The organism is Paenibacillus sp. 1-8 (assembly GCF_056316205.1).
This window is the reverse complement of record NZ_CM149995.1, coordinates 3,390,393-3,413,873: the sequence shown is the minus strand read 5'-3', so window position 1 is coordinate 3,413,873 and position 23,481 is coordinate 3,390,393. Positions and strand designations below refer to the sequence as shown.

General features: G+C 43.2%; 26 protein-coding genes. 25 read left to right on the top strand and 1 reads right to left on the bottom strand.

Features of this window, described 5'->3' with window-relative positions:
• The first annotated feature begins 82 nt into the window (after positions 1–82).
• On the top strand, positions 83–406 hold the full coding sequence (locus AC0WRU_RS15540) for a hypothetical protein (protein WP_476125448.1): 324 nt from the start codon (positions 83–85) through the stop codon (positions 404–406).
• Entirely contained in the window at positions 406–798 is a 393-nt protein-coding gene (locus AC0WRU_RS15535; RefSeq protein ID WP_476125447.1) for a hypothetical protein, read from the top strand. Before AC0WRU_RS15540 ends, AC0WRU_RS15535 begins: the two co-directional genes overlap by 1 nt.
• Before the next feature lie 256 nt (positions 799–1,054).
• Here the strand turns inward: AC0WRU_RS15535 and AC0WRU_RS15530 are convergent, their stop codons facing one another.
• Positions 1,055–1,372, bottom strand: coding sequence for a hypothetical protein (locus tag AC0WRU_RS15530; protein WP_476125446.1), 318 nt, complete (start codon positions 1,370–1,372; stop codon positions 1,055–1,057).
• A gap of 133 nt (positions 1,373–1,505) precedes the next feature.
• Here AC0WRU_RS15530 and AC0WRU_RS15525 point away from each other — a divergent pair, with 133 nt between their 5' ends.
• The 23 genes from AC0WRU_RS15525 to AC0WRU_RS15415 all read left to right on the top strand — a co-directional run bounded on the left by AC0WRU_RS15525 (position 1,506) and on the right by AC0WRU_RS15415 (position 23,410).
• Entirely contained in the window at positions 1,506–2,147 is a 642-nt protein-coding gene (locus AC0WRU_RS15525; protein ID WP_476125445.1) for a hypothetical protein, read from the top strand.
• A 132-nt stretch (positions 2,148–2,279) separates the two neighbouring features.
• Entirely contained in the window at positions 2,280–2,537 is a 258-nt protein-coding gene (locus tag AC0WRU_RS15520) for a hypothetical protein (RefSeq protein WP_476125444.1), read from the top strand.
• A 232-nt stretch (positions 2,538–2,769) separates the two neighbouring features.
• The gene (locus AC0WRU_RS15515; protein ID WP_476125443.1) at positions 2,770–3,009 is read left to right on the top strand and encodes a hypothetical protein; all 240 of its coding nucleotides are present in this window, start codon (positions 2,770–2,772) and stop codon (positions 3,007–3,009) included.
• Positions 3,010–3,332: 323 nt separating this feature from the next.
• Entirely contained in the window at positions 3,333–3,887 is a 555-nt protein-coding gene (locus AC0WRU_RS15510; RefSeq protein ID WP_476125442.1) for a site-specific integrase, read from the top strand.
• Positions 3,888–4,144: 257 nt separating this feature from the next.
• Positions 4,145–4,873, top strand: coding sequence for a phage terminase small subunit (terS, locus tag AC0WRU_RS15505; RefSeq protein WP_476125441.1), 729 nt, complete (start codon positions 4,145–4,147; stop codon positions 4,871–4,873).
• Complete coding sequence (locus AC0WRU_RS15500) at positions 4,863–6,287, top strand: DEAD/DEAH box helicase family protein (RefSeq protein ID WP_476128657.1); 1,425 nt, start codon at positions 4,863–4,865, stop codon at positions 6,285–6,287. The genes terS and AC0WRU_RS15500 overlap by 11 nt, the downstream gene beginning before the upstream one ends.
• Positions 6,288–6,366: 79 nt before the next feature.
• Complete coding sequence (locus tag AC0WRU_RS15495) at positions 6,367–7,221, top strand: DUF4145 domain-containing protein (RefSeq protein WP_476125440.1); 855 nt, start codon at positions 6,367–6,369, stop codon at positions 7,219–7,221.
• A 129-nt stretch (positions 7,222–7,350) separates the two neighbouring features.
• Positions 7,351–8,703 (top strand): phage portal protein, encoded by a 1,353-nt coding sequence (locus AC0WRU_RS15490; protein WP_476125439.1) that lies wholly within the window; start codon positions 7,351–7,353, stop codon positions 8,701–8,703.
• Positions 8,704–8,860: 157 nt separating this feature from the next.
• Positions 8,861–9,916 carry a 3-oxoacyl-ACP reductase gene (locus AC0WRU_RS15485; RefSeq protein WP_476125438.1) on the top strand — a complete coding sequence of 352 codons (1,056 nt, stop codon included), beginning with the start codon at positions 8,861–8,863 and terminating at the stop codon, positions 9,914–9,916.
• A 3-nt stretch (positions 9,917–9,919) separates the two neighbouring features.
• The gene (locus AC0WRU_RS15480; RefSeq protein WP_476125437.1) at positions 9,920–10,921 is read left to right on the top strand and encodes a hypothetical protein; all 1,002 of its coding nucleotides are present in this window, start codon (positions 9,920–9,922) and stop codon (positions 10,919–10,921) included.
• Positions 10,922–10,988: 67 nt separating this feature from the next.
• On the top strand, positions 10,989–11,387 hold the full coding sequence (locus AC0WRU_RS15475; RefSeq protein WP_476125436.1) for a hypothetical protein: 399 nt from the start codon (positions 10,989–10,991) through the stop codon (positions 11,385–11,387).
• A gap of 56 nt (positions 11,388–11,443) precedes the next feature.
• Positions 11,444–11,950 carry a hypothetical protein gene (locus AC0WRU_RS15470; protein WP_476125435.1) on the top strand — a complete coding sequence of 169 codons (507 nt, stop codon included), beginning with the start codon at positions 11,444–11,446 and terminating at the stop codon, positions 11,948–11,950.
• Between the two features lie 10 nt (positions 11,951–11,960).
• Positions 11,961–12,536, top strand: a complete 576-nt coding sequence (locus tag AC0WRU_RS15465) for a hypothetical protein (RefSeq protein ID WP_476125434.1) — start codon at positions 11,961–11,963, stop codon at positions 12,534–12,536.
• Positions 12,533–13,111: a hypothetical protein gene (locus tag AC0WRU_RS15460; RefSeq protein WP_476125433.1), complete on the top strand. Its 579-nt coding sequence runs from the start codon at positions 12,533–12,535 to the stop codon at positions 13,109–13,111. Before AC0WRU_RS15465 ends, AC0WRU_RS15460 begins: the two co-directional genes overlap by 4 nt.
• Position 13,112: 1 nt before the next feature.
• A complete protein-coding gene (locus AC0WRU_RS15455) occupies positions 13,113–13,547 on the top strand; it encodes a hypothetical protein (RefSeq protein WP_025724063.1) in 435 nt (144 codons plus the stop codon).
• A gap of 1 nt (position 13,548) precedes the next feature.
• Positions 13,549–13,770 carry a hypothetical protein gene (locus AC0WRU_RS15450; RefSeq protein ID WP_476125432.1) on the top strand — a complete coding sequence of 74 codons (222 nt, stop codon included), beginning with the start codon at positions 13,549–13,551 and terminating at the stop codon, positions 13,768–13,770.
• A 46-nt stretch (positions 13,771–13,816) separates the two neighbouring features.
• Entirely contained in the window at positions 13,817–14,605 is a 789-nt protein-coding gene (locus AC0WRU_RS15445; protein ID WP_190296935.1) for a hypothetical protein, read from the top strand.
• A gap of 65 nt (positions 14,606–14,670) precedes the next feature.
• Entirely contained in the window at positions 14,671–15,009 is a 339-nt protein-coding gene (locus AC0WRU_RS15440; RefSeq protein ID WP_476125431.1) for a hypothetical protein, read from the top strand.
• A gap of 386 nt (positions 15,010–15,395) precedes the next feature.
• Positions 15,396–20,801 (top strand): transglycosylase, encoded by a 5,406-nt coding sequence (locus AC0WRU_RS15435; protein ID WP_476125430.1) that lies wholly within the window; start codon positions 15,396–15,398, stop codon positions 20,799–20,801.
• A complete protein-coding gene (locus AC0WRU_RS15430; protein ID WP_476125429.1) occupies positions 20,801–21,355 on the top strand; it encodes a phage tail domain-containing protein in 555 nt (184 codons plus the stop codon). Before AC0WRU_RS15435 ends, AC0WRU_RS15430 begins: the two co-directional genes overlap by 1 nt.
• A gap of 12 nt (positions 21,356–21,367) precedes the next feature.
• Positions 21,368–21,778 (top strand): phage tail fiber protein, encoded by a 411-nt coding sequence (locus AC0WRU_RS15425; protein ID WP_476125428.1) that lies wholly within the window; start codon positions 21,368–21,370, stop codon positions 21,776–21,778.
• 9 nt (positions 21,779–21,787) lie between these two features.
• Positions 21,788–22,534, top strand: coding sequence for a hypothetical protein (locus AC0WRU_RS15420; RefSeq protein WP_476125427.1), 747 nt, complete (start codon positions 21,788–21,790; stop codon positions 22,532–22,534).
• A 51-nt stretch (positions 22,535–22,585) separates the two neighbouring features.
• A complete protein-coding gene (locus AC0WRU_RS15415; RefSeq protein ID WP_476125426.1) occupies positions 22,586–23,410 on the top strand; it encodes a hypothetical protein in 825 nt (274 codons plus the stop codon).
• Positions 23,411–23,481: the final 71 nt, after the last annotated feature.

Here is a 23,481-nt window from a genome sequence, read left to right as displayed (position 1 = left end):
CCTATACAGGGTACAGGGTGTCGGTTACACGGCACCCGATCATATCGTGTGAGTGAACGGATTGATAGAAAGGAGCAGGGATATGGAATTAATAGAATTCACTGACGGATCGAGTACAACGGAATTTGTAGGTAAGAAAAGCGCCTTTAAAGATGCTGCTGATTTCTTGGAACAATGCAAACGGGAATGGGATTGGAAATTTGATAAATTAGATTTTGAAATCAAAAATGAGCATGTCCAAGACGGAGCATACTGTCGATATTACCCCAAAATGCCAGAAGATTACTCGCATTTGCGCTTAGAAAGCGGGTATACATTTTGCGAACGGGGTCGTGGCGCATTTGAGGTTTATTTCATACCATTTCGTGATCTATATGAGAAATATACGTATGGGGAGGAACAATAATGACAGATAAACCACGCTTAATAGATGCAGATAAGCTAATCAAGTGGATTGTGCACAATCCAGACTCAGACGGTTTTTTGGAAGGATCATCGTGCGTAAACTCATTCAATAGTTTAACTGATGCAATATCATCAGGGTTGTTTGATCCAGACCCACCACAGCATCCAGATATACAGGTAGGTGAACTTAACTGGGCGGAGGTTTCCAGAGGTTTGTACAATGATTTTGTCGCAGCACAATCCCTTATACAACAAAAGGATGCAGAGATAGCCAATCTACGAATTGCAATTGAAAAAGCTATAGCTGAATGCGAGCTTCATGAAGAGCCAGGAGTCGCAGGAGAGTGTATGTGGCAAATACTCTATACGCACGGAACAGGAGATAAGCTATGAAAGAATGGTGCTTAGAACATCCGTGGATGACTTTTTTCATAATCATTGCCTTACTGGAGGTGATTGGAGAATGGAAAAAACATACGCCTTAACCACTATATTAGCTGCTGTACTGTTGTTTGTGGGTGTAGTCAGTATAGACAGGTATATGATTATAGAAAAGGTAGATCCAAGCGAGGCGAGCATAAAATATGTCAGATAATAACGATGAAAAAAGTAAGCACTTATGAGAAAAGTGCTTACTTTAAGGTTGACTTTATTTTCTGTAAATTAAGCCTTGATATATTGGGTATACTTCATCCTTGCCTTTTTTAATCCATTTATGTAAATAAATATCTCCTGCATAGTCTCCTTGTCTGTAAAATATTGAAGTTGGAACCATCCATTTCATAGACTCTTTGACCGTTGCGCCTCTGATGCCCCGTACCATTTTTGCGTTTTCTTTGGGAGTATATGATCTCTCAGAAGAAATATTTGCTGAAGTTTTGGCTTGTTCTGCAAAACCTAAAGACGGTACAGACAATGCCCCAAGAAGAACTGCGCCAGCAGCCAAAGCGATAATAGATTTTTTCAAAAGTAAAGCCTCCTTAGTTTGTTTATCTTCGTGTGCAAACTATGGTGTAAGGTTATTATAGTGTTTCTATTTACATTTATCTACCAGAAATAACGATTTCACTAAATTATCACATTATATAAAGGAATGATAAATGATGAATGATAATCAAATGTGTATAGTAAATAGTCTTGAAGATGAGTCTTCTGATACGCAAAAGATAATCCAAGTAAACTTTTTTTCGGACATTGAGCAGGAAGATATTCGAAAAACAAAGTGGCTTCTCAGTAAGTATGTCGATATGATTGACGTGATCAAAAACTATGAGTTTGCTCTCCAGCAGATTGAAAACGGAATGTCTGCGTATGAGTTGCTTTCCGCCGAGGGGGCAATTGCAAAACGGGAGTCAGGTCAGGAGTTAACGGCAGATGTAACAGCCAATGCTGTAATACTAAAGGACAAACGGCATACAAATTATAAATTCTATCAATTCATCACTAATAATATCCGTTTCGCCATAAATAATATGAGAGATCCGCATGAGGGACTTGCTGCCAAGCTGCTGTTCATAGACGGTAAAAAATATCTCAAGGCCCAGCAGTATATGGAGAAGGGATACAGAAAAGATGTGCCTGGTATCTCAGCTACGACATTTGCAGATAAACGACGACGAGCGATTGTAAATATAGCAAACAGTCTTAAAATTAATCGGACTTTGGATTTTGTGATTATTGACTATGGACGGGGACGAAACAAGGAAGGCGAAATTGGACTTAGGATGCCAGAAGTAAATTAGACCGTAAGGGCTTAAGCCTTTGCGGTCTTTATTTGTTGTTAGTGCAAGGTAAATCCGTAGTAGGTACGGAGTAGAAAGGATTTACACTTTATTCAGGAACAAATCAAACCCATTTTAGGAGGAACACAAATTATGTCTACACAACCACGTTTCGCATTTCTCAGCTCTGACGGTATTCTACACTTGCACGATGAAGCACATGCAGCCCAGCACGGTAAGCACGTACAAACATCCTTAACGGATGATGAGAGCGGCTTTCCGGTTGTTGAGGGCCAAGGCGTTGTTTACTATGCCGACGAGGACAAAGCTTACATCAAGGGCAACAAGTCGGACGGTAAACTCATTGCCACACCGTCAGTGCTCAAGCAGCTTGCGGCAGAGCTGAAGTAGGTAATTCAACAGTTCACCTGAAAGAAGGCGGCGACCAACTGAAGGGTAGCGACCGTCTATAGTGGGAACCACACCGCTCCGGGCATGGCGGATTATCGGTAGCCGCATGCTATAAATTACCGATCATTAGATAAGAGCAGCGTAAATTCGTTGCTCTTTTTAATTATTATATAAAATTCCGCATCCTTAATGTCGATACAATCGTAAGGAACAATATAGGAGATGAATTTGAATGAAGGAAGAGTTAAAAGTAAATCTATTTGTTTATGTTTTAATACCGGTAGTATTATCATCAGTTATTTGGTTCCCCTTAGTTATTAAATATTGGATTTGGACAGAAATGAAAAATGAATATCATATTCAAGAGGGCTACTGGGAATTCATCGGACGAAATTGGTATAAAAGGCCTAGTAGTATCTCTTGGGATTATCAAAAAGAATACGAAGAAAGACAAGAGAAAGCTGCAGAATAGCGGCTTTTTTATTTTGTTCAGGAAACTTTTCCTTAGCTTTAGATACATATAGTCACAATAAATCGTAGTAAATACGTAATAGAGTAATGATATATTGTATCCATAAAATAACGTAAATTCGAGGTCGCTGAAAAGCGGCCTTTTTGCATTGGAGGAAAGTGATATGACAATCAAATCGACAAGGCGACCTCCGCCAATCCCAGTCAGATCCTCACGTCAACCTAGTAAGTGCTACGGATGTGTTTGGGGGAATTGGACTGGGACCAAACAGACTTGCATGCTGCCATCCTGTGTTCGCACAAATCCGAGAGGAGACAAGCGTCATGAACTTCGTTCAGCCAATCCGCGATTCTAAAAAGCTGGAGGCCATTAAGCAGTACCTGAAGGAGAAGAATGAACGAGACTACATTTTGTTTTTGGTTGGAATTAACACAGGATTGCGGATATCGGACATATTGCCCTTGAAAGTCAACTCCGTCAAGGGAAGCCACATTGTAATTACTGAAAAGAAAACGAAGAAAAGAAAGAACATCCCCATTAGAAAAAACCTTCGTAAAGAACTGGATGCATATATATCCGGTAAATTGGATAGTGATTATTTATTCCCGAGTCGAAACAAAAAGAGAAGATCCGAGGTTGTGCCGATCAGTAGCAGCATGGCTTACAAAATGTTAAATGGTGTAGCACGGAATTTTGGTTTAAAAGAAATCGGCACCCATTCCATGAGAAAGACTTTCGGATACTATTTTTACAACGAAACCAAGGACATAGCGTTACTAATGGATCTGTTCAATCACACCGAGCAGAAGGTGACTTTACGCTATGTAGGCATCCTTCAAGATACTTTAGACGATGTTTTGAAGGATTTTGAGTTGTAGCAGTTCTCTACAATCGGGTAACCGTGAATTCAAAACGGGGAAAGAACAACAAAACAAATAGCATCAAGCACTTTCAGTGTTTTACGAGTTACCGAGAATACGTATTATAGTGAACTAGATTTACATTTTATAGCTGGTTAAGGCTGGTAGTGCCAAGGTATGTGGCGTACAACCGCTCAAACTCATTCGTAACGTTTGACTATTACTGACCTTGAATAGGAATTCCAACTCAATTGCATGAAAGTGGTGATAATTTTGTGAGCAGGAAACAGAATCCGAATCGGAAGAAAGCGTTCAAAATCTGGAAAGATAGCGGCGGGGCGATGAAACCGAAAGAGATTGCAGAAAAGCTAGGCGTCACGCCCGAATCGGTTCGAAAATGGAAGTCGCTTGATCAATGGGAAGGGAAGATGGCTAACAGTAAACCTGGCGCTCCGCGTGGAAATCAGAATGCTAAGGGAAATAGGGGAGGCAAGGGCGGGCCTCAAGGGAATCAGAAAGCTGTAACACATGGATTGTTCCGCAAATTTGAGCCGCAAGATGCTGAATACCTTGAACTTATTGATATAGTGCAGCAAATGGACCCGATAGATATGATCTGGCATAACATCACCCAGGGATTCCGTAAAATCATTTGGGCGCAGCGTATCTTCTTCATCAAAGACAAAGAGGATATGACCAAAGAGTTGAAAAGAGAGAAACCAGGTGAGTATGGAGACGAATACGAATGGGAAATTCAATTTGCTTGGGATAAATACGCTAGTTTTATCAAGGCAGAGGCTACGGTCATGCGTGAGATCAGGGGAGCTATCAAACAATTCCTTGATATTGCACCACAGGAAGATGAGCGCCGATTGAAGTTGGATCAGATGCAGGCCAAAGTTGACAAAACCCGCCTTGAAATTGAGAAATTGAAGAACGGTGATGGAGATACAGAGGATGATCTGATAGAAGATTGGGTAAAGGCGGTGGAGTCTGGTGAATAAAGAGTCTCCGCAAACGAAACGCCGCTTTGTTGCATTCAAAAAGAGAATTCCTGAGTACCGGAAAAATCCGGTACTATTTTGTGTTGAAATGTTAAAATTCACCCCGGACGAATGGCAATCTGAAGTTCTGATGGACGTTGCTGGTACTCCCCGTGTTTCAGTGCGATCAGGCCAGGGAGTTGGGAAAACAGGTTTGGAGGCAGCGACAACATTATGGTTTCTCTCTTGCTTCCCATTTCCGAAAGTTATATGCACAGCTCCGACACGTCAGCAGCTTCATGATGTCCTTTGGGCTGAGATTAGTAAGTGGCAAGAGAAAAGCCCAGTACTCAAAAAGATACTTAAGTGGACAAAGACTAAGATTTATATGCGAAATTACGAGGAACGATGGTTTGCTACAGCCCGGACAGCTACCAAGCCCGAGAACATGCAGGGTTTCCATGAAGACTACATGCTTTTCATTGTGGACGAAGCTTCAGGGGTTGAGGATCGGATCATGGAAGCGATCCTGGGTACACTCTCAGGCGAATTCAACAAGTTGCTCATGTGTGGAAACCCGACTCGGACCAGTGGTGTGTTTTATGATTCTCACAACAGGGACCGGGCAGATTACAACACGCACAAAGTTTCCTGTCTTAACAGTCCTCGGACAAGTAAAGAGAACATAGCTATGCTTGAACGTAAATATGGTAAGGGATCTGATGTATGGAGAGTCCGGGTTGAAGGTGAATTCCCACGGGGGGAATCAGATACATTTATCGCACTTGAAGCTGCTGAATTTGCTAAAGATGAAGTTAAAATTGAACCTTATGGAACAAAGCTATTTGTCGGCGTTGACGTTGCTCGTTTTGGGGACGATGAGACAACCATGTACGCACGTATGGGCGGAAAGGTGATAAAGACTCACTTCCACCACAAGCAGGACACTATGACAACTACAGGCTGGGTATTGCGCCTGGTTGATGATGTAAAGGGCGAACGATCAGAAGTGGATGAAGTTGAGATTCGTATAGATGATAGTGGGATAGGTGGAGCTGTAACAGATAGATTGAACGAAATTAATGAGGAGAAAAGATTGGGTTACGCCATCATTCCAGTTAACAACGGATCAGCAGCCGAAGATGGTCATTATGGTAATCTAGGGGCTGAACAGTGGGGGCATATCAAGGAAATGCTTGAGTCTAACATGAGTAATTATGTTCTCGGCAAGCCGGGAGATTTGCAGTTGCCAGATGATGAGAAACTGATAACACAGCTTACATCAAGGAAATGGCGTATGGGGAGTAATGGGAGGATTTTCCTGGAGCGCAAAGAGGATATGAAAAAGCGTGGACTACAATCTCCAGATAGGGCGGATGGTTTTGTACTTGCGTTTGCGAATATTAAAACTGAATACGGATTTACATTTGGTTAATTTCGAACAACAAGCTACACAATCGTTATCGAAAATAGTAATATAAATTAGGATATTAAATAAGAATGGTGTGATTGCGGTGATAGACAACCTTCATGATTTTAGAAAGGCAATTGTACGCTTTAGTAGTAGTGTTAAATTTAGATCACCTGGAGAAAATTCATCTAACGAGGAATTAGTAGATGCCCAAATTATATCTTTTCCGTTTAGAGACGATTTGCACTGTTCACAATGTGGTGATATTCGGAAAAATGAAATTAGCCCTCTATATCTAGATGAAGGTTTCAATGAACATGATTTTGAACAATTAAGATTAAGAAATAAACGGGTGGGTAATTACGATAAGGACAAACATATAAACGAGGTATATAGGAGGTTGTCACCTTCTTTTTGGGAAAGCAAATGTCTGCAATGTAGTTCTATAAGTCATATTGTAATTCACAATGGGCCACGGGGTCAGGAACTTCTAATTTTGCCGAGTAGTTTTGGCGGATTAAGCACTCCTAATACTCCAAAGAATGTTTCATTTTACCTTGACCAAGCTAATAGATCGCATATTTTAGGTGCAAATAGTGCCGCTATGGCGATGTATCGTGCTGCGATCGAACATATTCTCGTAGGGCAAGGATATGAGAGAAGAATGTTGGGGAATAAAATACAGGATTTGATAAAGGATGTCGAAAGTAGCTCAGCTCCTTCCTGGGCTTATGAAGTTGATACTGAGTTTCTGCAATATATAAAAAAACTAGGAGACTCTGCAATCCACGCAAATGACGGTAAAGTCGAGCAACAGATTCATTTGGATAATGAATTAATTAAGAGTGTAAAAGCTGTAATTTCATTTCTTTTGTTTTCAATATATGAAGCAAGTCATAAAAAACAAATTTTACTTGATAGTCTTAAAACTACTATGAATAAAATAGAAGAAAGATAAGAAGCGTAAATTCCGTAGTAACACCGTAATAACTCAATGATATTATTTAGACATAGAAATATGAACGAATGCTGGAGGCAGGAAAAATTTCCTGACCTCTTTTTGTTGCGTCAGAAAGGAGGTAAAGACTTGGGTGTAAGACAGTGGCTGATAGATTGGTTAGCAGCAGGAAGACCAAAGAACGAACCTGATCGACAGACGGAAAGTTATCCGTTTCCGTTCGGTATCATGATGAGTAAGGGGGGCAACCAACCAGCGCCGAAGCGAACGCCGACCAATTTACGGACTCTATCGGAATCCCCAATTCCGCGTCGAGCAATTAACGTCATAAAGAACGGGATTACAAAACTGAACTGGTCCGTAGCTGCTATCGACGAAAACGATACGGAAAGATATCGCGAGATATGCAAACTTATTGAAAGATCATTACTAAAGCCGAATCCCGGTGACTCCTTTCGTTCCTGGATTGAGCAAATGGTCGAAGATATGCTTGTGTGTAGTGCGGGTTCATCGGAAGTATTGAAAGCTGGCGATCCTCTTAGGCCGTTCAGGATGTATCCGGTGGACTCTTTCTCTGTCGACCTTTACCCGGACTGGGATGGAAAAGACAATTCATGGCGTTATGCACAACGGGTTAATGGACAATATGTTCACTTAACATCTTCCGACCTGATGTATATTCGAATGAATCCAAGAACAAATACTCCTTTTGGGCTATCACCACTCGAAACGGTTTGGGAATCGGTGCAAAGCTTCATTTCAGCTCATCGTTCTGCTGGGAAGCAGGCTTCAAACACGGCAATAAGGAAGTTGATTAATCTCGGAAAGAACACTGATACCAAGGCGGTTGCGGCTTTTCGTGCATATTGGGAGAATGAAGTAATAGGACGTGGGTTGAACCCGATTATCGGGGGAGAGAACCCAAGTGTACTTGATCTAGGGGCTACGGATGATAAGGCGTTGTTTATTGAGTGGCAGAGATTCTTGATTGAAATCGTGGCTATCGCGTTTGATATTTCACCGAAGAAGCTTGGACAAACGAAAGATGTAAACCGTAGCACCGCTGACAGTGAGGACGACGACACGAATGAAACGATCAAGTCTATCGCTGAAAACGTTGTGGAGCATATTAACAATCACATCATCGACGGTATTTTTAAGCTGGGCGGCGTAATTGAATTTAAGTTCCACTACGCTACTTCACTGAAGGATCAAAAACTTAGGGCTGACATTGACGCGATTTACCTTGATCGGAGAACTGTTACACCTGATGAAGTACGTGATGGACTCGCACGCAAGGCACTACCTAATAAGCATGGTGAAGTGCTATTGCAGTCAGGAAAAACATCAACCGTTGATTTAAATAAAACGCAGGAAGAGATACAGGCGGAGAAGGACAAATTGTTAAGCAAGCTTCCTGAAGATGATCCGCCAAACAATAAGGACAAAACAGAAAACGATGAATCTGACACCGCTGAATAGTAGGTGTTATTATTTTGCCCTGAGAGGCGGTGAGGACGTGTTTACAAGATTTGTTTGCAGTGTTGTGAGACTGACATATCCAAGGTCAGTGCCGACACCGAGAAACCGGGCGGAGCGCAGACAACAGAAGTATCACGGAGGGGAGGTGAGAATCTAAATGCTTAAAACGTTGAAAATGAGCAACCAGCGGATGAGAGTTCAGGACTTCAAGTTATCCGAAGAAGGAGGACATCCGAACAAGGTTCCTTTCAAATGTGCTCTTTTCGCAGTTGACCAACCTAGTGATGGCTCACCTCATGGGGCTGGTGGGAAATGTATTCGTATTTCATCAAGTGTTTGCGACCAATATCTTCAAACCTTCGTAGGCATGGCCTTGAATATTGACTACGCCAACGGTATGGCAGACCATGATCCGCGCTTTAAAGTCGCTGTGATTGATAAAGCTTACCGTTCGCTTGATGGGTATGCATGGATTGATGGATACATTTACGCAAAGGATTTTCCTGATGTGGTTGCGACTATTCGTTACTATAATGGTCTGGCGGCTGAGCACAACTGGAGCGAGTATCAGTTTGGCGCATCACTCGAAATGGAAGCTGCTGTACAGGATGCAACGGATATAGAGGATGTATTGGACGTAATTGAGTTTTGTGGCACAGGGGCAGCTATCCTGTTCGCGGATGCCGCTGCTTATAAAACAACGAGCTTTGCTGCTCGTAATACGAAAAAGAACAAGGAGGATGTTGAAATGACACCAGAACAGATTAAAGCGATGGAAGATTCTATGAAGGCGCTGCAAGAGGGAATGACAGCTATTACAGCCAGCGTACAAAGCGTGGTGACGGAAGTAGGATCTATTAAAACCGATATCACCACCATGAAGGCTACAAGCGAAGAAGCCGAACAAAAGACTGCTGAAGAACAAGCCGCTGCCGACCTGAAGGCTGCTCAAGATAAAGCAGATGCTTTAGAAAAAGAATTGAAAGAGTTGAAAGCGGCGGGTGCGACTCCACCAGAACCGGAACGCAAAACATTCAGTGCCTCTGCATTATTGTCCAAGTATGGCAGTAATACCAATCTTACAGCCGGAGCGGAAGTGAATGATTACAAAACCTTCTGTGCTTCCGTCGATGCTCTTAATCTTCCGTCGTCTGAATCATTCAAACTTAAAATGCAGGCAAAAGCACAATTTGCCGAGAAGGAGAGTGTGTAATACATGAATAACCGTGTTGGAGTAGCACAATTCGTTGAGGTTGCTGCGGCAACTCAATTTCAGGGACCAGGTGCAATTATCACAGACGATTTTCAGAAGGAAATCACCGACGTATTGCGTCGCACCTCCATTTTGGACGGGCGTTTAAATTATGTTCCCGCTACAGGAGATATCTCCACTTACTACGAACAAAATACCGTGAATGGCGGTGCATTTATTGATCCGCGTAATCCATCGTCAACCGCAACAAGCAACCAACGTACACCACATGGTGTAAAGATTAAGGCTCTTACAAATGGAGTGAATTTTGGACATTATGACGTAACACTAGGACAACAACAAAACAATTTCCCTGAATTGAAAGCCAAAGATTTGAACGACATGTTGAACGCTATCGGACTTACGCATGGTAGAGCGCTTTGGAGAGGGAATGACACTGGCTTGGCAGTACCGACAACTTTACAATATGTTGGGCTTGCGAGTCAGATTACGAACACATTCACGGTTGGGGCTACAGCTTCAATTGTATCTGCAATCCGAGCGAAGGTGGCTGCAATGGTAGCGAGTGAATTGTACGAACTTATGCCAACAGCTATTTATATCCATCCTATCGCGCACCACTATTTGGAAGAAGAAGAACGGCTTGCCGCAAACAATGAAACGCAAATCAGCAACCTCAAGAAAACGACCGTTGCCGGTTTAGAAGTATTGGCTATTATGACGGCTGCTGGTTTATTGCCTATCATTCCAGAGCCGTTTATTCCATCGGCAGTGAATGCGACAACTGCATCAAATTCAGACTACGGGATCGCAATCGTAACTGAGCCAATGATCGAATATCACTATGTTGGCGAAAAGGGAATCTACCTTTTCCAATTGGGGACAACATCAAACCTGCAAGAGCAGTATGTCGGGATCAAATATGGCGCTCCGGTAGCAAAAGGTCCAAGCTACGCGCATGCATACGGCACGATTGAACGCCCAACTATCACAGCGGTATCCTAATAAATTTTTAAGTCGAAGAGGCGGTTGGTATAACCGTCTCTTTTCATATAGAGAGGAGATGATTCAGTTGGCGAAATCGAATTTGGACAAGCTGAAAGATGCTATTGCTGAAAGCACAGCATTGTTAGCGCAGGCTGAGATTGGTGAAAACGGAGGACAATACCCTCAACAATCGGCAGATGCATTCAAGGAAGCCGTTGCAGCGGCAGAGGTATTGGCTGGCACTGAAGGCGCAGAGCCGAGCCAGTTCGACGCTCAAACAACAGTGCTGAATGATTCGCGTAGTTCTTTTCTGGCTACAAGGATTCCGGCAGTCCGAAAAGTTACGCTTCGTGGTACACCGAGCCAGCGCAAGGGCGCTCACACGATTCATTTTAAAAACGGGGTCGTTAACTTCGTGGATGGCGAAGCACAGTTACCGGATGAACTGGCAGACGAGCTTGCTGATGCTGGCTACGTAGAATGAGTCAGTATCTTGAATTAACGGATAGTGATTTTGCCCCTATAGGAATTAAACTAACTTTGCCGCTGATAACACGAGCATCTGCCATAATCGACGGACGGTGTAGGCGTGAGATTGGAGTCAAATCTTATACTGAACGGATACCTCTTACAGACCAGCAGCGAGGCCACTTGTCCTATTATCCTGTTGTAGAAGTAAAGGAAGTAAAGGGGAGGCCGAAGCAGGGATTGATCGGCAATTTCTTTGGTCCGCCAGGATTCGAAACAATTACTGATACCAGCACCATTGATATCGACAAGGATATTGGTACCGTCTGGTGCGGTTATTCTCCTTTCGGTTCAGCGTATGCTGAGCTAGAAGTGACGTATACCAGCGGTTGGGAGACGATACCTGATAAGGTCAAGGTGGCATGCGGGTTGATCATAGGACAGTTAGCCGGGAACCAGAACACCAATGTCAAGTCGAAGAAGGACTTTGACTATAGCATTGAATACTTCGGCAACAGCATGATTACACCAGAAATTGCCGATCTTCTGTCAGAGTTTGAACATAGGTCATTTAGGTAGGTGATGAAAGTTGTTCTATGAGTTCTCACACCGCCATACGCCGTGTGTGGTGGACGGAAACGAAGATGTAGTGATTCTATCAAGAGAAACCAAAGCGACGACTGTAATGGGCAAAGAATACGTCTATAACGGTGTTTTCTCGCCTGAATCACTCATTAATCGTGGTTCTATGGTGCAGACAGAGGACACGTTTCTCGTCCTAACCTTAAGGAAAACGGTAGATCAGGACAACTACTGTTCTTTGGTTAAAACGAATGCTGTGGTAGAGGTGCAGAGATACCAGCAAACATACGATGCAAACGATAATCCGGTGGGCGATGCTGAATTTACATCTGTCGCTGCTGATGTTGTTTGCTATGCACAGTATGTCACAGCACAATTGCGACGACAGGAGCCGGGCTTGCTGCCAAATACCGTCTTTGTTTTGCAGTTACAGACGAATGTTGATATAAAGCGGCCCGAGGAGACGAGTACAGCTGTTCCTGACCGGATTGTGCTGAGCGAAAAAACATATCGGGTAGATGTAGTCGATAGGACTAAATATCCTAATCTATTACATGTGCAACTTTCTGAGGATCGGATATGATTACGGGCTATGATGCAGCGCGGGCAACTAAAGATCTGGAGAATAAACTTGCAGTTGAAATTACTGGGCTAACGAAACTGGTCATGCTGACAGCTAAAAGCGGTATTCGGTACTATCCAGCAGTACGGGATCATTTGGAGATGCATATGTTTGTTCTGGCTAATCAAATGATTTCAGGCGACATTACCGCTGATTACTGGCAGGCGTGGCTTGAACAATTCGGTAAAGGCTCCAAGATGGCAGACAACAGCCAAAACCCCGGCCTAATAACCTATATGAACTCAGAGGCGTGGAACCGTCTGAGATCCAAAGGTGACCGTATCATAGTAGGTCGTTCCCGTGGAAAGTACCGGGCAATCGACGGCACGATAAAGGATTCGGGCGGGGGCTATGCTGGAGTGGACTTGGAGGAACTGGCGGAACGCGGTGACATTGATCCCTCATTTAGGGCTACGCCGCCAACCTATTTCCTGCGTATTGCAATCCAGTCCAACCGAAAACGGATTTTGGAGGGTATCAGCCGAGTAATCACGGAATTTCCTTATCACAGATATTTCAAGGAGGTGAAGGAGTGAGGTGAGCCTACGGTTAATTGACGCTGTTCAGAGTGCTTTAAAGGCAGATACAGAGCTTATGTCGATGCTGAAACTTACTCCTGCAGCGCCGTCTGCCGAGGTCGTGAAGCGATTTACTAAAGGCATGGAGCCTGAGATAACTGTTAGCAAGGATACAGTGCCACATATCTGCCAATACGTCATGCCAGGTCGATATGCGGCTAATCCGTTAGTCTTTGAAGGCAAGTTCTGCATCGATATTTACGGGAAAACAGCTTATGAAGCAAAGCTCTTATTTGAAAGAGTATTCAAAACCTTACATGAGAAAAGGTTGTTTGCTCAGGAATTTATGTCATACCTTTGTGTGTTGGCTTATGACGCAGATTTTGCTACCGGAATACAAGGTGCAAAAGGCTACAAAGCGATTTTTGATGTGGATTATCTCAGGATGAATTGAGGTGAGAAAAATGGCTGAGGAAGCAGTCCAGCAACCAGCGCAAGCACCGATTGATATCGAAAAACCACTATCGGAGCTAGAAAAATTGATTTCGGAGAAGATCAACCTTGCTAAAAAGCTGGGTATCATGGGGGATTTGGAGCCGATTCAGGGATACAGTGACACCGACGAATATCGGCGTATCGGTGAAATTGATAAGCGTTTATGGGAACTGGTCAAATAACATGATCGGTTCTTTTTGTGTTCACATATAAGGAGGATGAGACTATATGCAACCTTTAGTATTTGATGGCGTGGGGTCAGCGCAGGTCTATGAAGAAGGCGGAAGGCTCAAGTTTCTTGATGATAAAATCACTAAAGTAACTTTGCAATTGCAGTTTGATTGGGACAAAGTAATGGGCGGCGATAGTGGGTATGCATTCCACTATACTGCTAAGGATTTAGGGGATAAAGCTTCTATGGAGGTTCCTCGCTACTCTGATATTTTGGCTGAATTGTCTCAAGGGGCTGAATCAGAAAAAGGCACGGTGCAATTCGATGAAGTAGAGCAAGGTTTTTTTAATGCTACTGATGGCTATAAATTAAAAGCACCCACGAAGTATAACGGAACTTTTGTCGCTAAGAGTGACCGGGTTTACTTAAAAGACACTGACACAGGAGAACTCGTTGAACTGACTCGTGTTGCGTCTACTCCAACAGCAGAACAGTACGTAATTACAGCTGATGGGAAAATTACATCTGATGTTGCAAACGAAGGGAAGTTAATTACCGTTACGTTCAAATGGTCAAAAGATAATGCCACAAGAAGCAGTTTAAGTGGTAAACGCCGTCCGAAACCTTTTAAACTGGTGCATCGCTTTTCATTAACCGATGATCGGAACGGCAAAGAAGTCCCTTGCCAGCTTACTATTTGGAAGGCTCTCGGGGGTGGGACTTTGGACGTGTCCCAAGAACGCAAAAAGCCAACCACCAATACATTGGCGCTGGAGATTATGGAGCCGGATATCACGCCAGAGAATCCTAATGGATATGCTGTAGAAATCATTTTCGGTATCTAATTAATTACTAACCCAACCCTCTACCACTAAAGGTAGGGGGTTACATACATTGAGGAGGAAATTTAATGAGTACAGATAAACAATTGGACAAAACGCTTAATATCGGAACGGAAATTACGCTTGGTAAAGGAATCGTAAAGCACGTTAAAATCGGAACTATTGCTCTGATCCGTCAGGTGCGGCAGCTCATGAGTGGAAATGAGTATAAGTTCTCTTTTTCAATTGGACGTGAAAAATGGGATGCCACAGAAGATCAAGCCGAGGTCGATTGGCCTAAGGTTGAGGCGTTGCATAAAGAAACCTTTAATCTTGTACTGGTAGAAGGACTGACGGAGGAAGAATACGAGAATGTAGACGAAGAGGGCATTAAGGAGTTGGACGGCCTCTTAGAACGATTTCTATAAGGAGTCGTTTCCACCTGATGAAGATTATGAGCCTGACGACGAAGAAGACCAAGAGGTTCCTGAGGATGATCGGGAAACAGACTGGATAGAACTTTGGGCTTTATGCGTGAGTAATGGTATTTCTGATTCAGAATGGCCTAACATGACTATTCCGAAGATCAGAGCGCTGATGAAGGCCAAGAATAGGAATCGTGAATTCGAAATTATCCTACATGGCGGAAAAGTCGAGAACAAAAAACCGAAGAAGGTCAAGTCATTGTCTGATCTTGGATTCTTCCATAAATAAAGTAGAGGTCTCCTGCATGATAGCGGAGACCTCTTTTTCTGTATGTACAGAAATAATTACGTTCAGGAAACTTTTCCTGAGCAATTGAGAGGTGAAAATAGTGGCAGACTTAAATAAGGATGTAGTAGGCGCACGAATAAATCTGGACACCAGCAAGATACTTCCAGCATTCAAGGTTATCGACAATGGAGCAAGAGCCAATGCCGAATCGTTTAAAATACTGAATGCTGAATTAGGTACAAGCGAAAAGAACTATAAGTCTCTCGCCAGTAGCGCGGATAAGTTTGCTCTATCAGCGGAGGAAAGAAGGAAGAAGATTCTTGCTGAATCCGAAGCTCTTGTTAAGCAGCGTACTGCACAGGCAGAATTAAATACCGCTCGGAAGAATCAACTGGATCAGGCAAATAAGATAACCGACGAGAAGCTTAGAGCACAGCAGGCCATTGTAAAAAAGCGTGAGGATGCAATTGAGCAGCAGGAACGAGAGCATCTAAAACGGATGGAAGCCCTTCAAAATAAGGCGACATCAACCGGACAGAAAGCCGCTAAAGTTTCAGGGGCAGGAACGGATGATAAGACGCGTGAACGTGTCCTCATGCAAGAACAGGCTATCCGTATGAAGTTGCAGCAATTGGCTGACAAGGAAGCGCAGCAGGCAAGGAAGAACGCTCAAGATTATGAAAAATTTTGGCTGAACGCATTACGTGCCAGAGAGCAAAAAGAGGCGCAAGTACGAGAGAAGGTGCTTCAGGAAGAACAGAAGATCCGTCGTTCACTGAGCCAGACCGAAGCGCAGATGAAGCAAACCTTCAGTACAACTCCTAATTGGATGAGTCGAGTAGGAGATATGGCTACGCATGCGCTTGTATTCAACACAATGTATGCAGCCATGCACAAAGTGCAGGAAGCACTAAAAGAAGGATTGGTTGGGATAGAATCCAACATGGCGGGTTATATCCAAACAAATGAACATTACTTTTTAGAATATAACGAAGGCACTAAAGAAATGGTTATGAATACCGAAAAGCTTCATGACCAAACAACCAAATTTATTCGAACGGCTCATGATCTTGGCTCGGAAATCATGGATGTTACCGAATCAGCACGTCTGTGGGGCCGGATGTATAAGGACGCAGGTGTTGTTCAGGAAATGGTGCGTAAGTCTACAATGCTCTCGACTGTCGATTTGGTTTCTCTTGAAGGTGCGACTAAATCAATGGAGTCCACTTTTGCTCAATATGGCGTGCAGATTAAAGACAGCAATGATGCAATGGTGCTCGGTGGTCGTGTACTGGACAGTTGGAGTAAAGTAGCGCATGACACAATGGCACCGGCACGAGACTTGGGTGCGGCATTTGAGCGCACAGGTAAGATTGCGGCAGAAACAGGCGTAAGCTTCGACTTTATGAACGGCTTGATTTCAGCAGGTGTTCGTAACACGGCTCTCAGCGGGGAAAACTTAGGGAACATGTGGAAGACAGTCCTGGGTACGATTCGGACCGACAAGGCTGTTGGAGAAATTGAGCGCTTAGGCGTTGCAACCAAGGAAGTCGTTAACGGACAGGAACAGTGGAGACGAGCAGAAGATATCTTGCTGGACCTATCGACGAAAGTCATTGATAAGAATTATGACCTTACAAAGTCTTATGCCGATATCTCACGCGGTGTATATCAATACGCTAAATTAGCAGCTTCTCTGAATGCCGGGGATATTTTGCTTGGTACAGCAGCATCCATCGGATCTACAGGGTCCACAATGGAGTATCTGAAAGTCCAAATGGATACCATTCAGCGTAAAGCAGCTCAAACCAAAGCTTCGTTGTTAGAAATATTCAACAATGCCGGTGATGATGGTTTGAGAAGAACGATCAAGGATGTACTGGACGCTATAGACCAATTACTTATCGGACTCACAAAAGTCCCTTCTGGAGTGTTTGAGGGAACGGCGGCTATCGGTGGGCTACTACTTGCTTATAAAGCGCTCAGTGGTCCGATCATGAACGTGATTGCTGCTGTGAAAGTGTTAACGACCGCAAAGGCTGCGGAAACCGTTGCTATTGGTGCTAACACGATGGCGAATAATGTTAATATTGTGTCTTCTCAAGGAGCGATCCTTTCAACGGTTCAGAGGGTAGCTGCTATAGAAGGAGCTACAGTAGCACAGGGAGCTTTAACGGTGGCTACCGAAGGCGCTACAGTTGCTACAAAATCATTATCTGTTGCTCAAGCGACAGCAACCGTGACGACAGCGGCAGCAACGGCAGGATTGAGCTTACTTGTTGGTGCAATTGCTCTGGTTGCAATGAATAGTGGTAAAGAAGAAAAGGCTGCTCGCGATAGAATTCAGAACTTAAAAGATGAAGATTCGGCATCTCAACAGATGGTTAGCCAATATCAAAGACAGATCGAATTAGTACCTAAATTGGCCAATGCACATCGTTCTCTCGAACAATCTCTAAAGCTCAGCAGCGGTTCGACAGAAAAACAAACCCAAGTAAAAAAGCAACTTGAAGAAGTATCTAAAGCACTGGTTATCACTCTCGGAAAAGAAGGAGCCAAACAACTTGAGGCGGCTGGTTACACGGATGAAGCTGTGCAGGTACAAGTAAATTCTCTAAATAAACTCATTGAAAAGCAGAACGAAGCTCGGAAGAATGTTCTTCGAGACCAACAATCTGATCTACTTGAGCAGCAACGGCAAAAGGTAGAGGAGATAACTGAAGCTACCAAAGAACTCCAACGAGTTAGAGGGATTATTAATGATAAATCCGTTAATTGGTTAGGGGTAGGCGAATTTAAAGAAGATGCAGCAGATCTTGAAGAAAAAATTAAATCGTTAGAACAAGAAAACAATGAGCTTACTTTATCTGTAACAGAAGTAGGCGTGGCTTTAAGTCAAGCATCCATTGAAACTGATCAATTTGCAGGGAAAAACGGAACTGCTGCTGAAAGTGCCAAGGCTCAGGAAGAAGCTCTTGCTGATTTAAGAGAGCAAATTCAGGGGAACGGTACTGCTGTATCAGAAGCCAATAATCTTCTTAATGACCTAACCAAAGGGCAGTCTTTAAATGCTTCTGCTGCCGCAGACTTGATACTTAAATACCCTGAACTTGCAACGGCGATTTACAAAACAGCAGAAGGTTGGCAATTCGAAGAAAAAGCCATCGAATCACTTCGCAAACAAAAAATTCAAAAGGCTATAGATGATCTTAATTCAGAAAAATCTTCTACTTTAAGTGCCAAACTAGCGGCTGATGATCGCTTGAAGATATATAGAATAGAAGCGGACGCAATAAAGAGTTTGGCAGAATTGAAAGCTAGACTCAACGGCGTAGCATCAAGAAGGGCTGAAGAAGTTTTAAAAAATAATAATGTAGTCAACAGCGGAGATGATCTTAAGTATTTTAAAAAATCGTTTCAGGATCAAATTAAAAATGATAAAGAACAACAAGACAAAGCGCTGATTGATGAGATTTATAAAGATTATTATCCAGAAATGAAAAGTTACGATGATAGGATTAAAGCTTTGAAGGGGCTATATAATGATCCTAAATTTGGTGTGAGTTCTTCTGGTTCAAAAAAATCGAAGGGGAGCGGAGGCAAAAAAGGCAAGAGTGATGCAGAACGTGCAGCTGAAAAAGCAGCTAAGGACGCATCTGCGGCACGAAAAGATAGTTATGATAACGATCTTGATAACTTTAAGTACATCGCTGAACGAAATGAATGGTCTATAGACCAGCAGATAGCCGGATACAAACGATTGGGACAGCGGCATAAGCAATTCCTAACAGAAGACAAGGATGCCCTAAAGCAGTGGGGTAGAGACATACAGAAATTGAATGACTCTCGCTATGAAGAAGATGTTGCCAACCTTGAAAAGAAAAACGAACGCATGCGGCAGGCTAACAAGCAAGAAATCGAAATGACCAAATCTTCTCTTGATTTCTATACCAAAGAACAAAATAAAGCCTATCTGCTGCCAGCAAACCGGAGAGAAATCCAAAAGCAAATTTACGATCTTGCCGTCAAGTACAATGAGCTTCGATATCAAAACAGTGAAAAATGGATTGATAAAGAGACTTCCAAAATGGAAATGGCAGGACAAGGCCAAATTGCTATTTTAAAAATGGAATACGATGCTTATATCCGTATGAGTAAGGCTAAAGATCGTACCGCCGAACAGAGTTTTGAATTACAACAGAAAATCTATGAGAAGCGCAAGGCATTGGAAGATGAATTCCTATCCGATTTTCAGAAACGTATTAATTACCAAAAAAGCATGGAAGCCATTTCCGTTTCCGATCAGCTCAATGCATGGACAAAAATGCAGGCTCTTTATAAAGAGGGATCAGAACAGCGGATGGAAATAGATGTACAGGTTCACGACCTGAAAAAGCAACTCCTTGAGGATCAGAAAAAGGTTGCTGCTGAAGCCGCTAAAAAGGAGAAGGAGGCACTCGAAAAGACTCGGGATGAGGAAGTCAAACGGATTGAAGCGGAACGGGATGCTTTCGTCGAAGCTCAGGACGCTAAGATTAAGGCTATAGACGACTTGCTTGCCAAGATGCAGACAGCTAACGAAGACGAGGATTATGAACGTGCAACGGCGGAAAAACAAGCACGCCTTGCCCTGTTACAATCTGCTGTCGGTCCCGAAGGTATTGCCGAACGAAAACAGACTGAAAAAGATATTGAAGATATGCAACGGGAACATAACCGGACGCTTGCTAAGCGCGGACTGGAGGATCAGAAAAAGAAGCTCCAGGATGAAAAAACAGAGAGGGAAAAAGACTACAATGACCAAATTGAAGCGGCAAAGCAACATTATGATGAACTCACAAGCAAGTTCGATGAGTATTCGGATGGTGTTGAATCTAAGGCGGAAGATCTAAAAAATACGCAAATTTCAAAAGAATCTGAAAAGAACACTGAAATCTTACGTCAGTTGGATCAATTCATCTTAGACTATCAGATGAAAATGGCTGAAATAAATGCTACTTCATTGTCTGCATCCTTGGATACAGGTTCCTCAATCTCTGAAAAGGACAGTGACTTGGCGCGATATAATTCCAACATTGATAAATGGTACTCGGCAGGCACTGCTGAGAAGGGCAAGCTGCACGAAGAAAATGCTGCTCTGCGGAATAAGTATGGCATTAAGAAGGACACTGGCAAGCTTCAAAAATTCCATTCTGGCGGGATCGTCCAGGGGGACCGGGGCGCAGAGGTTCCGGTAATCGCAAGAGCTGGCGAGATGTATCTGAACGATCAACAGCAAAATAATCTTTTCAACCTCATAAGTTTCAAAATGCCGAAGCTCAATTTCTCCATGCCGGACTTTTCAATGCCAATGGCTTCTGGTGGTTCAAATCCGCAGCAAATTAGCAACCAGTTCGTAATAAAAACAGGCGATACTTATATTGAAGACGAATCCGCAGCAAAGGTGTTCTGGAGCGAACGGGACAACTTTGTACGGAGGCTGCAAGCGAGGGGAGGTAAGTCTTAATGATCGACGCTACGGCAGATGGCAAGTCCTTTAAATCCATTGGATTAGGGCTTAAAACTCACAATATACCTGTGTTACCGCCGACAAAGGACCATAGCCTTGAGATAGCTGAGAGGGATGGAGAGTTGGATTTTGGTAGCACTTATGGAGCGCGGACAATCAATCTCGAATGCGTTCTAACGGCTGATGACACAACCCTTGATTACCATAGGAGAGTCGCCCAAGTGGCGGCTCTTTTTAATGCCAAAAAAGGGGATATCGTATTCACATTTTCCGACCTGCCGGGAAGGAGATACATCGGTAGATATGCTGGCACGCTGGATATCGAAAAGATACTTTGGGATGGAGAGTTAACCATACCTATCAAGATGGGCGAACATCCATTTCCCGAATCGGAAGAGAACATTAAAGAGGTTATTATCACTCAATCACCGCAAACAGTATCGGTTATTTCCACAGGAGATGAAAGAGCCAGTCCTGTTATCGTCCTGACCAACATCGGCAATAACAACATACGGAATTTCCGTATAGCAAATGAGTATCAAGTAGAATAGGAGGTCTTTATATTGGCAGACATATTACTAAGTAAGTCGAACTGGTGGAAAACAGCCTGTATTAACGCAGCTTTACGCGGAGTGAATTTTGCATCGCCTCAGACGCTTTACATCGCTCTTTACACTTCCGGCCCTACGGATGCAGATACAGGGCAGGAGGTAAGTGGTGGGGGTTATGCTCGACGGCCTGTAACGTTTTCCGAACCTGTTATCGCAGACCGCAGGGCGGTTACATCCAGTACAGCAGACGTATCTTTCCCGATTGCCTCAGCGGATTGGGGGCTGGTGACTCATATCGGCATCCGCACGGCGGCAACTGGAGGAAATTTGGTTTACCACGGTGCTGTCAAGACACCTAGAACCGTCCAGACGAATGACACATTACGGTTTCTTGCTGGACAAATTAAGATCGACGAAGGGTAGGCGTAAAACATGGAAAAAATGTATCCACCAATTGTAAATTCACCGAAGACGGAGCTTGCAGAACTGATCACGGACACGCAAACGGAAATTGCCGTGGCGAACGCTTCTGTACTTTTACAGGGTGAAGGAATTGCAGTTATAGGTAATGGGGATGTAGCAGAAACGATTACGTATACAAGCGTGGAGGACAACGTGCTGAAAGGCTGTGTACGCGGATTTGAGGGAGTAGCGAGGGCGTGGCCTGTTGGCACAAGAGTTGCACGCAACTTCACGGCTGCGGACTTTCGGGCGGTCCAGAATAACATTATGTCACACGAAACTAAACTATCGGATATAACCAGTCCTCCAAGAGCAGAGTATGCAAGTAACGCAGATAAGGCCATAGCGTCCAGTACCTGGACGTCACCAGCTTGGAATATAAAAAAAGCTGACACTGATAATTTTGTCGGATCTTCAGATAATGAATTGGTAACTATCCATAAATCAGGATTGTATTTAATCCAAGCAACAGTTGGGATCTCTGCGTTTAATGGAGGAATTAGAAACGTAAAGATATTAAAAAATGGAACGGAAGATATGGCTTACAATAGCGGATCGCCTGGATCGGCATATTCAAGCCGAAATAATGTCAGCTCCATATCTTTTTTCAATGCTGGTGAATACTTCAAAATTCAGGCCTTCCAAGATACTGGTGGAGATTTAACGATAATGAGTGCGTTGTGTAAACTACAAATTGTCAGACTTTCGCCGCCTTGAAGGGATGAATCCTACCAATCACGGTTGTATACGCCCACTCAAATCCAAAAAATGAATGGTAAGTACTTCATCGTAGATTGCTACCATCACCGCGTCATTTATAGTGACGATTTGGGTATCCCGGTTAGCAAGTGGAGTACTGTTGATTTTGAGTTTGCAGGGTGTCATTCAATCGCGAGCGATGGAGAAGTTTATGTTGTCGATAATACCGGATACCATGAAGTAATTGTTCTGGATACTGATTTGAAGTTCAAACAAAGATTCAGCCAAGTAGGATACAGGCCGCATAAAACAATATACGATCCTGTTACGCAGGCGTTTTACGTGATTGCTGCACCAACAGTTTTCTGTTTCAAGAAGTCTAATGGATCTTTGTATTTAGCCTATCAAAAGACATTACCAAGTTTGATTAACAGCTATGTACGATCTATCCAAATTATAGACGGGGCAATGTATTTTGTTACGGGTTCAAATAAAATCGTGGTCACCAATTATGTGAATGAATCTTTTGATGTTATAAGAGAGATTGCAGTTCCGAATGAACTTTCGGGTATGAATGATATATCCAAAATAGATGACTATTATTATCTTTCGTCCACTCAAAATAGCACAGGTGCCATTGTACCTAAGTGCATAAGGATAAAGGACTTGGATCAATTAGTTTCACATCAGTACGAAGACTTATACAACGTATTGGGTTTTGCTGGCACGCCCTATTTCTTGGAGGTATTCGACGGCAAAATCTTTATAACGGAGATCGGTGATGTATCACGCATAATATCTTTTACAACTGATAGTCTTATTTACAAAACTCACTTTTCTTTTATTGGCGCCAACGACGCAGACATCAAGAGGAGTGAAATGTATGCAAAATGATACGTTATACGCCGAAAGGGTGAGGGGTAATGTTCGGGGGCGCGTTTAATGAATTATCATTCAATGCAGGT

Bases quoted from the DNA above. Each gene is read 5' to 3' on its own strand.
- AC0WRU_RS15520 (WP_476125444.1), top strand. From the start codon at position 2,280: ATGTCTACACAACCACGTTTCGCATTTCTCAGCTCTGACGGTATTCTA.
- AC0WRU_RS15525 (WP_476125445.1), top strand. From the start codon at position 1,506: ATGATGAATGATAATCAAATGTGTATAGTAAATAGTCTTGAAGATGAG.
- AC0WRU_RS15485 (WP_476125438.1), top strand. From the start codon at position 8,861: ATGCTTAAAACGTTGAAAATGAGCAACCAGCGGATGAGAGTTCAGGAC.
- AC0WRU_RS15510 (WP_476125442.1), top strand. From the start codon at position 3,333: ATGAACTTCGTTCAGCCAATCCGCGATTCTAAAAAGCTGGAGGCCATT.
- AC0WRU_RS15445 (WP_190296935.1), top strand. From the start codon at position 13,817: ATGCAACCTTTAGTATTTGATGGCGTGGGGTCAGCGCAGGTCTATGAA.
- AC0WRU_RS15515 (WP_476125443.1), top strand. From the start codon at position 2,770: ATGAAGGAAGAGTTAAAAGTAAATCTATTTGTTTATGTTTTAATACCG.
- AC0WRU_RS15440 (WP_476125431.1), top strand. From the start codon at position 14,671: ATGAGTACAGATAAACAATTGGACAAAACGCTTAATATCGGAACGGAA.
- AC0WRU_RS15415 (WP_476125426.1), top strand. From the start codon at position 22,586: ATGAATGGTAAGTACTTCATCGTAGATTGCTACCATCACCGCGTCATT.
- AC0WRU_RS15480 (WP_476125437.1), top strand. From the start codon at position 9,920: ATGAATAACCGTGTTGGAGTAGCACAATTCGTTGAGGTTGCTGCGGCA.
- AC0WRU_RS15540 (WP_476125448.1), top strand. From the start codon at position 83: ATGGAATTAATAGAATTCACTGACGGATCGAGTACAACGGAATTTGTA.
- AC0WRU_RS15460 (WP_476125433.1), top strand. From the start codon at position 12,533: ATGATTACGGGCTATGATGCAGCGCGGGCAACTAAAGATCTGGAGAAT.
- AC0WRU_RS15420 (WP_476125427.1), top strand. From the start codon at position 21,788: ATGGAAAAAATGTATCCACCAATTGTAAATTCACCGAAGACGGAGCTT.
- AC0WRU_RS15430 (WP_476125429.1), top strand. From the start codon at position 20,801: ATGATCGACGCTACGGCAGATGGCAAGTCCTTTAAATCCATTGGATTA.
- AC0WRU_RS15535 (WP_476125447.1), top strand. From the start codon at position 406: ATGACAGATAAACCACGCTTAATAGATGCAGATAAGCTAATCAAGTGG.